The organism is Candidatus Cardinium sp. cBcalN2 (assembly GCF_022810445.1).
Classification (GTDB): domain Bacteria; phylum Bacteroidota; class Bacteroidia; order Cytophagales; family Amoebophilaceae; genus Cardinium.
This window is the reverse complement of the sequence record NZ_JAACGD010000067.1, coordinates 1-11,212: the sequence shown is the minus strand read 5'-3', so window position 1 is coordinate 11,212 and position 11,212 is coordinate 1. Positions and strand designations below refer to the sequence as shown.

Annotated in this window: 9 protein-coding genes; 3 read left to right on the top strand and 6 right to left on the bottom strand. The window is 36.3% G+C overall.

Features of this window, described 5'->3' with window-relative positions; translation table 11 throughout:
- Positions 1 to 25: 25 nt before the first annotated feature.
- The 5 genes from htpG to MUW74_RS01975 all read right to left on the bottom strand — a co-directional run bounded on the left by htpG (position 26) and on the right by MUW74_RS01975 (position 6,359).
- Positions 26 to 1,837 carry a molecular chaperone HtpG gene (htpG, locus tag MUW74_RS01995; RefSeq protein ID WP_243516992.1) on the bottom strand — a complete coding sequence of 604 codons (1,812 nt, stop codon included), beginning with the start codon at positions 1,835 to 1,837 and terminating at the stop codon, positions 26 to 28.
- 43 nt (positions 1,838 to 1,880) lie between these two features.
- A complete protein-coding gene (gene typA, locus MUW74_RS01990; RefSeq protein WP_243516994.1) occupies positions 1,881 to 3,698 on the bottom strand; it encodes a translational GTPase TypA in 1,818 nt (605 codons plus the stop codon).
- A 328-nt stretch (positions 3,699 to 4,026) separates the two neighbouring features.
- On the bottom strand, positions 4,027 to 4,734 hold the full coding sequence (radC, locus tag MUW74_RS01985) for a DNA repair protein RadC (RefSeq protein WP_243018713.1): 708 nt from the start codon (positions 4,732 to 4,734) through the stop codon (positions 4,027 to 4,029).
- A 14-nt stretch (positions 4,735 to 4,748) separates the two neighbouring features.
- Positions 4,749 to 5,015, bottom strand: a complete 267-nt coding sequence (rpsT, locus tag MUW74_RS01980; protein WP_243516997.1) for a 30S ribosomal protein S20 — start codon at positions 5,013 to 5,015, stop codon at positions 4,749 to 4,751.
- 111 nt (positions 5,016 to 5,126) lie between these two features.
- Positions 5,127 to 6,359, bottom strand: a complete 1,233-nt coding sequence (locus MUW74_RS01975; protein ID WP_243517001.1) for a hypothetical protein — start codon at positions 6,357 to 6,359, stop codon at positions 5,127 to 5,129.
- A gap of 97 nt (positions 6,360 to 6,456) precedes the next feature.
- Between MUW74_RS01975 and MUW74_RS01970 the strand changes: the two genes are divergently transcribed.
- Positions 6,457 to 7,443 (top strand): zinc dependent phospholipase C family protein, encoded by a 987-nt coding sequence (locus MUW74_RS01970; protein WP_243553041.1) that lies wholly within the window; start codon positions 6,457 to 6,459, stop codon positions 7,441 to 7,443.
- A 747-nt stretch (positions 7,444 to 8,190) separates the two neighbouring features.
- A complete protein-coding gene (locus tag MUW74_RS01965; RefSeq protein WP_243517007.1) occupies positions 8,191 to 9,066 on the top strand; it encodes an Rpn family recombination-promoting nuclease/putative transposase in 876 nt (291 codons plus the stop codon).
- A 387-nt stretch (positions 9,067 to 9,453) separates the two neighbouring features.
- Here the strand turns inward: MUW74_RS01965 and rfbD are convergent, their stop codons facing one another.
- Positions 9,454 to 10,323 (bottom strand): dTDP-4-dehydrorhamnose reductase, encoded by an 870-nt coding sequence (rfbD, locus tag MUW74_RS01960; RefSeq protein WP_243517010.1) that lies wholly within the window; start codon positions 10,321 to 10,323, stop codon positions 9,454 to 9,456.
- A 386-nt stretch (positions 10,324 to 10,709) separates the two neighbouring features.
- Here rfbD and MUW74_RS01955 point away from each other — a divergent pair, with 386 nt between their 5' ends.
- Complete coding sequence (locus MUW74_RS01955; protein WP_243517012.1) at positions 10,710 to 11,168, top strand: hypothetical protein; 459 nt, start codon at positions 10,710 to 10,712, stop codon at positions 11,166 to 11,168.
- Positions 11,169 to 11,212: the final 44 nt, after the last annotated feature.

Genomic DNA, 11,212 nt, shown 5'->3' with positions numbered 1-11,212 from the left:
ATATCAACTACTACAGATTAGCCTACTATTGATCTAATAAGCTGTCTGTATAATTTTTTATAAACCCAGCCAATGATTCTCCTTCTAGCAGACCTTGGGCCAATAAAGCCAATTGATAGCTCTGCTCTACTAATCCTTTTTGCATAGCCTCGTCACGAGTAGTAAGGATTTTTTTTGCTAAAGGATGATTCCCGTTAATAGCTAATTGCATAGACCGAAATGTCTTTTGTTTAGCTTCACTGCCTTGTGTAAATTGCGCCATACGTTTCAAATGTTCGGAAGTTATAAAGACCACAGGTAGCTCTTCTGGTAACATGGCTGCTACACTCCAAGTGGTTTGCTGAACACCAATAATCTTTTCGTAAATAGCTTTTAAACTTTCTCTTTCCGCTTCTGTAAGGGTATGGGTAATGCTCCCCTCCTTTGGAACTAGATTACCGATGGTATCGGTCTCAATACCTTTGAATTTGACCTTATCCAATTTATATTCCAGAAAATTGATAAAGTTGGTGTCAATCTGGCTATTCAATACCAATACATCATATTCCTTTTGCTGTGCTGATTGTAAGTAAGTAGCATGTTTGTTAGGATCTGTTGTATAGAGCAAAATCAAGTTACCATCTTTATCAGTTTGGTGGTCAGTTATTTTATCTTTGTATTCAGCTATGGTATAATATTGGCCGATTGTGTTTTGCAGCAGTACAATCTCTCTTATCTTTTCATCAAACTTAGGATCTGTTATCATACCATACTTAATGAAAAGAGCAATATCATTCCATTTGGCTTGGTAAGCTTTACGATCTTGCGCGAAAAGTGTTTCCAGTTTTTCTGCAACTTTTTTAGCAATGTACGTATTAATTTTTTTAACATTACTATCTGCCTGTAAAGCACTTCTAGATACATTAAGCGGTATGTCAGGCGAATCAATAATACCATGCAACAAACGTAAAAAGTCTGGAATCACTTCTTTAACATCATTGGTAATAAAAACTTGCCTTGCATAGAGTTGAATGGTTTCTTTTTGCTCAAAGTAGTTAGCTGCTTTAGGAAAATAAAGTACACCTGTTAAGGTAAATGGATAATCAATGCTTAGATGAATCCAAAAAAGTGGCTCCTCTGCAAAAGGATAAAGCTCTTTATAAAATGCAAGATAGTCATCGGGCTGCAAGTCTGCCGGCCGTTTGATCCATAGTGGCATGGTATTATTGATCACTTTTTGATCAAATATGATTTCTATGGGTAAAAAGCGACAATGTTTATCTAATATTGCATGGATACGTTCTGGCTTCAAAAATTCTTCAGCCTCTTCCATAAGATGCAAAATAACTTCTGTTCCTACTTCATCTTTTTCAGTAAACTTTATTTCAAAATTAGTGCTCCCATCACAACTCCAATGGGTTGCTTGAGCACCCGCTTGATAAGACTTTGTAATAATTTCAACTTTTTTAGCTACCATAAAAGCTGAGTAAAAGCCCAAGCCAAAAAAGCCAATGAATTGATTTTGATCTACTTGTTCTTTGTATTTTTCTACAAATGCAGCAGCACCAGAAAAAGCAATTTGGTTGATGTATTGTTTAATTTCATCAGCCGTCATGCCTAATCCTTGGTCTTTAATGGTTAGTGTTTTGGCTGATGCATCAATGCGTACTTCTACCTGTAATTTATCTGTAGTGCCTTCATAAAAGCCCATGCCACCTAGCTTTTTTAGTTTTTGAACAGCATCTACACCATTGGCCACTAATTCCCTTAAGAAAATGTCTTGATCAGAGTAAAGAAATTTTTTAATAATCGGAAAGATATGCTCAGTATGCACCGATATAGTTCCTTTTTCGTTCATGATTAATATTAATTAAGTAAAAGTAAACTAACTATACTGTATGTTAATGATGCGATTTAGTCGCTCTTTTGCGCGCATTAGGATCTAATATAGCTTTTCGCAAACGAATAGATTTTGGGGTAACTTCTACCCGTTCATCATCTTTTATGTAGGTAATGGCCTCTTCTAATGTCATAACAACAGGTGGACTTAACCGAATGGATTCATCTGAGCTTGATGCACGCATATTCGTAAGCTGTTTCCCTTTTAATACATTCACTTCTAAATCATTATCTCTATTGTGTTCCCCTACAATCATGCCACCGTAGACTTTTTCACCTGCACTGATAAACATTTTACCTCGATCAGCTAAATTAAAAAGCGAATAGGCAACCGCATCACCCATGCCCATGGAAATAAGTACACCATTACGCCTGCCAGCAATTGTTCCACGGTAGGTGCCATAACTATGAAAAGTTCTATTCATAATACCAGTACCCCTGGTTTCAGTAAGAAACGTTCCATAATAACCAATTAAACCGCGCGATGGCCCAACAAAGATAATACGTGTTTTACCCCCTCCCATTGGACGCAGATCTCGCATTTCTGCTTTACGTAAACTCATAGACTCGATAACGGATCCTGAAAATGCATCATCTAATTCTATTTGGATTTCTTCTAGTGGCTCTAACTTTTCACCATTAGACCCTAATTTAATCAATACACGTGGTCTGCCAATAGAAAGTTCAAATCCTTCTCTCCTCATCGTTTCTATCAAAATACCCAATTGTAGTTCACCACGCCCAGCTACTTCAAAAGAGTCTTTATTGGGGCTTCCTGTTACCTGAATCGAGACATTAGATTCTAGTTCACGCATTAGTCTATCACGTATAGCATTGAAGGTGACTTTACTGCCCTCTGTTCCGGCTAATGGAGAATCATTAACAGAAAAGTTTATAGCTAGTGTAGGGGGATCTATAGGAATGGAAGGTATGGCTTTCATCACCGTAGGTGCACAAATCGTATCAGCTACGTTAGCTTGTTGCATGCCTGCAATAGAAACAATATCACCTGCATCTGCACTTTCAATCGGTATACGGTCCATGCCTCGGAAAGCCATAATTTTTGTGACCCTGCCATTTTCTACTACCGTATCATCTTTGTTAAGTGCTTTTATAGGTTGTTGTACTTTTAAGCTACCTGTAAATATACGACCTGTGAGCATGCGGCCTAGATAAGGGTCATATTCCCTTGCCGTGATAAGCATAGAAAAGTCACTATTTAGATCGACCGTTGGAGGAGATACATGGTCTAAAATTAAATCAAATAAAGGAGATAAATCTTTTCGCTGGCCATCTAATGTCCTACTGGCCCAACCTGATCTTCCAGAAGCATAGGCAATAGGAAAGTTAAATTGAGCTTCTGTAGCTTCAAGTGCCATAAAAAGTTCTAATATTTCATCTTCAACTTCTCCTACACGTGCATCAGCACGATCAATTTTATTGACTACTACAATAGGACGCAAGCCTAACTTCAATGCTTTGCTTAAAACGAACTTAGTTTGAGGCATAGTTCCTTCCGCTGCATCCACCAATAAGACTACGCCATCTACCATACTTAATATACGTTCTACTTCTCCACCAAAATCAGCATGACCAGGTGTATCTACAATATTAATGCGAGTATCTTTCCAAACCAAAGAGGTACACTTAGCCAAAATCGTAATACCACGTTCACGCTCTAAATCATTAGAATCCATAACACGGTCGGCCACTTCTTGATGGGCTCTAAATGTTCCACTTTGCTTTAATAAGTTGTCTAATAAAGTTGTTTTTCCGTGGTCTACGTGGGCTATAATAGCAATATTACGTAATGGTTGCATGCAATTTTTATAATTTAATGGATTTCTAGGTTACTAGTTTTTTCAAAAAAGCTAATCTCTAAAAAAGAGAGGCCTACTGAATTATTGAATTTTTAGTCTGAAAAACAAGGAATAGGCCTAAGTAGAGAGATTAACTATTTACAAAGATAGATAGAAGATAGCAACTTATCTATAGGACAAAATATTTATAATTTGATTTGAACAATTATACACCTAAAACAAGCCTCAAATACATTCATTTAGTATACCGCAGCGCTCGACTACGCTTCTCTTAAAAATTCTTTATCAGAAATAGGTTTTACAAATGGCCTATTGTGAATATATAAAGTCAAAGTATTCCTTCATCAGAAAAACTAAAGTAATTTCTGTCTGTAAATATAATATGATCTAGAACCGTTACATCCAGTAATTGCGCAGCATTTTTAAGAGATTTGGTTAGGTCGATATCAGTAGTACTGGGCGTAGTATTACCAGAAGGATGATTGTGTGCTAGTATAAGTGAAACAGCCTGATGATCTAGGACTAATCTAAATAACAATTTAGCATCTACAATTGTTCTACTTATACCTCCACTACTGATTTTAATTTTTTTAATGAGATAATTGGCTCTATTGAGTAACAAGACCCAAAACTCTTCTACAGATTTATCCGTTAAATCTGGCTGTAACAGCTTATAAGCTTTAAAAGAACTGTTAACCAATACCCTGTTGTTGACCGGCTCGCAAGCACGCCTGCGCGTAAGCTCCATAGCACAAACAATAGAGACCGCTTTTGCTTCTCCTATACCTTTAAATCGACATAATTCCTGCACAGAACGCTTGGCCAGTTCTTGAAGACTATTTCCGTTAGATTTTAAGATATGTTGTGCCAATGCTACAACGCTGATATTACGGGTACCAGAGCCTATAAGAACAGCTAAAAGCTCAGCATCCGTTAAGCCAGCGGCGCCTTTTTGGAGTAGTTTTTCTCTTGGTCGATCCTCTGGTGCCCAGTCATGTATTTTGAGCGGAAGTGTTGTATATATCTCCCGTGCCATATCCCTTAAGCTATTTAGGCTACAGCTGCAGTTAACCTATTTACATGTTTAGAAAGCCTAGCTTTACTATGGGCACTTTTATTTTTATGCACTATATTTTTTGCTGCAAGCTTATCTAGCATAGAAAAAACCTTAGGTAACAACTGCTCTGCAGCGGTTTTATCTGTTAACTTACTAACCCTTTTTATAAAGGTTCTACATGTTTTTAGCTGATAACGATTACGCAGATATTTAGTACGGCTTGATCGTATTCGTTTCTCGGCTGATTTGTGATTGGCCATATAAAAAATTTAATTGTATTAAAATATTACAGTATTGATCGTTTTGAATAGATTTTTTAAAAGAAGTTTACTGCAAGATACTACTTTTTTATATATGATTCAATCATGTGATTAGAATGATATACCCAACCGAAGCCCAGGTTGTTCTTGGGACCGCATGCTAATACCCACAAATAAATAGTCTGTAAACATATATTGCATGTTTATAGACATACTACCACGTTTGCTCAATACATTTGATAAACTGTGTTCATCAGAAGCTTGCAGGGTCAGTTTTGTTGAATCAGTCAATTCAAACCCTAGCTGTAGTTGCAATAAACAACGACCATAACGGATCTCATGACCTAATAAAGCTGTTAACTCTATACCTTCTGCTGCCAACATGCTGGCTAATAAAGTTTTTTTATAGTTATTACGTCCTAACTCTAGAGAAACTACTAGACCGTTATGAGGGTTAATAGCAAAACTTAATGATGAAGATCCCCTAAAAATCATATAGCTTTTTTGGGTTGCTGGAAGCCACCTATTATTAACCATTAGACTACAATCTACTCTACTATTTTTTTGTTTTTTATAATAAATTTGATTGATAACCAGATTATAAAAATTATTTGCATGGCTTATATACCGGATACCTACAGTGGCTAAAGGGGCTAGTTTTATGATACTAGAATCATTCTCGGAATTTAATAGCTTAATCATGCTATCAAGCTGATCCATTTCACTTATACTATTTGTATTGGGTTTACGCTTTATCGTTTTAATCGACCAATTAATCAATAACCCTATGCCAAAATTAAGCTGCCAAGCAGGTGCAAACAACCAGTGGTAAGTAATTTCTTTTGTTGCCACAACACTATAATTTGGTTGAGGATCCACTAGCATCAATGCACCCTTTTTGATTCCACCTATACTAATTCTGTGCCCCCATCTAGTCAGATTGGGATTAGATTCATACAGTTCTATATACCCCAAAATACCCCATATGTTGGGAAATTTAAGTTTTTGCTCTTTTTGAAAGGTATATGGGAATAAAAAAGATAATCCAATTCTTGGGTAGGCATCCAGCCGACGAGCAAAAAAAGGATGAAGAAATAAAATGTCTAAATCAATCGTAGTAGGTAGGAGTATTAATAGTTTTTCATCTCTTTTATGTACCATACATCCAGATCGCAATTGTATAGAACGTGGATAAGGATACCAATGTTTATTGACTTTTGCCGTACTGGACAATGTGTTTATATTAGTAGCATCTTCCTGATTAGCTTTTGTTGCATAAGGAATCAGCCCAAAGATAGACCAAAAAAAGGGCAGTAGATAATGATACAAAGTGGTTGTTTTCAACGTATATGAAATTAAAAATGAAGGATACTTAATTCAAATCCCATAGGCAACAGCTTCTGCCATCGGAAGAATATATTAACATTTTTTTGTTCAGAGAATGGGGAAATACTTTTTTCGACATATTAAAACAGTTTATTTGTTTGGCATGGTCTTTTGTGCGCTTCCCTCACCAGTTTGGTCTTGGGGTTTTTTTGCACACAAGCATATTAATCGGTATGCTATTACTACGCTACCACCAGCTATGTTTGCTTTTTATAAAACGCATCTAAGATTCTTGACCGAAAAATCTGTAAATCCAGATAAACGTAGATATGTAGTCAAAGATGAAGCTTCAAAACATTTTATAGATGTTGAGATCTATCGCTCTAGCCTAGTAGATAGGCAAAAGCTTTTGCTCAGCCAAGCTGTAGCAACATATGGTCATAAAATACTAGAGACACATGGCAGTCTGCCTTGGGCTATACTAGATGTACATAAAGCACTAACAACTGCTTTCAAAGATAAAGATATAGCTAAAATTCTAAAACTCTCAGCAGATTTAGGCCATTATGTTGCCGATGCACATGTTCCTTTGCATACTACACAAAACTATAATGGACAAATAACGAGTCAAGAAGGCATTCATGCTTTATGGGAAACCCGCTTACCTCTTTTATTTTTTGATACCTATAATCTCTTTGTAGGTCAAGCCATTTATATCGAGGATCCCTTAACCCATATCTGGAATATTGTACTACAGTCTCATGCTTTGGTTGATAAAGTATTAGCATTAGAAAAGCAACTTTCACTCACATACCCTGCTATAGAAAAGTATAGCTTTGAACAAGATAGCAATCTATTAAAAAAACAATACGCCCTTGCTTTTGCTACCGCTTACCACCAAGCATTACAAGGCCAAGTTGAAGAACGTTTGAAACAATCCATCATAGAAGTAGGCAACTTCTGGTTAACCGCTTGGGTGAATGCAGGTTCGCCTAATCTAAATGATATAAGGATAAAGCTACCTATGCAAGATGAGGAAGATAAACTGCTACAAGAAGGAATCATTTTAAAAGGAATTAGGGGGTGTGGGGAAGAAAAATAGTTGTATGTTTAATAACTTTTGTAAGGCAGCGCAGAAACTGTCCGGGCCGAAACAGTTTCTGTTTTTACTACTAAGTTGAACAGACAATGGTAGGGTCGAGAAACGGCGCGGTAGTTTTACCCCCGTTTCCATCTCCCGCCTCATCAAACGCAGCATACAGATTTCCCTTACTACGCTTTCCTGATCCCTTCTTATAATCGCCTATGGCCTATCTACTAACGTGAGTTCGGGATTAGATTATTTTTTTTATATACTTTATTTTAATGTCTAGTTTTAAATTAATATATTAAGATATTAGTTAGCATTCTTTGCTATCGTTCTTTAAGCTTGAGGTGTATACATTCAGGCCCATGGCAGCATACCAAAAAAAGATAAAACGCCCCTTGTAAAATAGTTGCTACCAGAAAGCAGATCTTGCAGCTGAAATAAAAAAGCAGCCTCTTCGAAGCCCGCGTAGCGCGCAGGTTCTGTTTTTCCAGCTTTAAAGAGGCGCTTCCAGCGACTTTTTACCCAGGGCTTGATTTTTTGTCCACTGTTTTATCAAGAAAAAAGTAGTATACATCATATTGTTTATCATTCAAAAAAATATATAACTTCCTTAAGTTCACGCCATTGTTTGTTCAAACTAGTGATACGAAGCAGTTTTTATACCACTTTTTGACCAAGCAAAAAAAACCGTGTAACTTAATAAAAAAACTATCTATCTTGCAGGGCGTAACATTTATACCTCAAAAAAAGGAATAAAACATGGAAAAAATTACTCCAAAAGTAGATGTCGCCTTCAAAAAAATATTTGGTGTAGAGGAAAATAAGGATCTACTTATTGCCTTAATAAATGCTACTGTCTCGCCAGAAGACCAAGTAGTAGAGGTTACTCTATTAAACCCCTATAACCCAAAAAGCTTTAGCAACGACAAACTTTCTATACTAGATATCAAAGCAGTAGGAGAAAATGGTAAAAGGTTTAATATAGAAATCCAAATCACGGATGAATCAGATTATGATAAAAGAGCCCTATATTACTGGGCTAAATTGTATACAGAGCAATTAAAGGTTTCACAGAATTATTCTACTTTAAACAAAGCCATAGGTATTCATATTCTTAACTTTATTTCTATAACAGATAATAAAAAGTATCATAACGTATTCCATATCACCGAAAAAGAGAGTGGACTACCCTATTTTACCGATCTAGAATTGCATACTATAGAGCTCAGTAAGTTCAGTAACAATCCGAATGAAGATCTAACCAGTTTATTGCAGAAGATAAAAAATTCGCTAGACATTTGGACTGCTTTTCTGACTAGAAATGATCTACTTAATAAAGACAACTTACCCGAACGCTTAGATAATAATACCCTCAAGAAGGCTTTACACGTTTTAGAGACCATGAACTTTACCGATGAGGAAAGAATGGCTTACGAAGATCACTTAAAATGGCTCAGAATAGAAGCTAATACAATAGAAAAAGCTAAAAATGAAGGGAAAATAGAAGGGAGATTAGAAGGGAAAATAGAAGGGAAAATGGAAATAGCTCAATCTATGCTTAAAAATGGTTATTCCCTAGAAGATATTATCCTACTTACTGGTTTAGCTAAATCGGATATACAGGATCTTGTATAAGAAGGGGCTAAGTAATCCAAAGTAACTGTTTTCTTATAAATCAGCAACATCAAGAAAAAATTTTTATTCACGACATTGGCAAATAAGTAGTTTTTACACTACCTTTTGCTTGATGAAAAAGTAGCCAAAAAAATCCAGCCCTGGCTAAAAAGTTGCGGAAAAGCGCCTCTTACAGCTGAAAAAACAGAATTTGGCCGCTATGCGGGCTTCAAACAGGCTGTTTTTCTACTTCAGATGTAAGTGTGTGCTTTCTAATCGCAACTTTTTACAAGGGGCGTTTTTGACTTTTTGTGTGTACTGCTGCCATAGGGCTGCATAGAAACTCTTTCTTGTGATTTTTGACCTGATTGATCTATAAATCTTATTATTTTAGGTTTTCCAAGAACGCTATTGACTTTGCCATCTTTTTAAGCACCTAGAAAGACTATGTTGCCAGTGGGGAATATTGATCTGAAATACTTGGCGAAAGGAAGATTTGCTTAGTACACTATAGTAAGGCCTTTGCAGCTCCATAAAAGAGGATCGGGGTGTCAAAGAACAACTATTAGGAAAAGCTGTTAGAATAGCATAAGCAAAATCATACCAACTGGCTACCCCCTCATTCGTATAATGGTAGATACCGGAAGGATAATATGCTGGACTATTTTTAGCGATTTTTTCAATAATCTGCCAAATAGCTGTTGCCAGATCATAAACATAAGTAGGGCTGCTTATTTGGTCATCAACCATTTGAATAGCGCTTCCTTTCTGCGCCAATGCAACCATTTTCGTAAAAAAATTATGCCCCTTTTCTCCATACAACCATGCCGTTCGAATAATATAAAAATGAGTAGCCCGTGCTGCTACTAATGCTTCTCCGTCTCGCTTGGATCGACCATATTGATTAAGTGGATCCGTGGGATCATTTGGCTCCAATGGACGCCCTGTATTGGTGCCAAAAACATAGTCTGTTGAAAGGTGGAAAAGCACAATATGGTATTTTGCAGCTAATGCCGCCAAATAGCCCGCACCTATCCTATTTACCTGAAAGCAGGTGGCTACTTCTTGTTCCGCCAAACGTACATTAGTATAGGCAGCACAATTTATAATGTATTTTACCCCATGTGCTTTAATGCAAGACTCTATTTGATCTGCATCTGTAATATCAAGCATGGACTTACTATAAAATAGTGGTACAAACAAAGAATGAGCTGGAAAGGTAGCCTGTAAAGCAATGCCTAACTGACCTTGTGCACCGGTAATTAGAATAACAGACATAACCATTTAATAGAAAATAGAAAACCTACTTCTAGTAGCACTTTATTTTATCGAAGCTTGTCTATGCTCCTCACATACATTTGGTATGCTGCGGTGATCGACTACGTTTCTCCTAAGAATTGGTCATCACAAATGGCTTTTTCAAGAGATCTAATCTTAAACCATACAAAAGCAACCACGGTAACACTATTTTATCTTAAATAATTGGAACACTATTTTTTTTTTGTTACCATTAATTGTGGAGCAAAGCTATTAGGAATAAGAAAAGCCTCAGAAACAGTGCTTAGAAAACATAAAAGTGGCTTTTAGCCGTTCATTTAGTTATATTAGCCTTAGAAAACCTAAATTAACTTAACAAACAAAAAACAAAAAAAACAAACATACATATGTCAATACCTATAAAAAAAATAATACTTTTACTGCTTATACCTATCGGAGCGATCAATGAATGCGGTAAGCGTGAACCAAATAGCCAGAGTAAAGGCAGTAAGCTAAATAAGACACAGGAGACCCCAAAGGGTCAACGCCAAACACATCAAAAAAAACTTTTGAGGAATAATCAAACCAACAACAATAATACAAAAAGCAAACTGGATGGTCAAAACTCAGATAATCAGGTAACACCATCAGAAGATAATAGGGTAACATCACCAGAAATAATAAATAACAATAAGAAGTATGACAAAGAAAAAAATGGGGATCTCGCCAACATGGCTAACCAGGATAACAGTATAGATAATCAAGACCAAGATCCAAAAAAAGATGAGTCTACTGAAACAAAAAAGGGAGGGCTGATAAAACGAATTAAGCAATTGTTCAAACGAGAAAAAAACAAAAATAGCTAAGAAAATTAGCCTAGATCTGTAGCCGTTTAGCGCAGTGGCAAAGG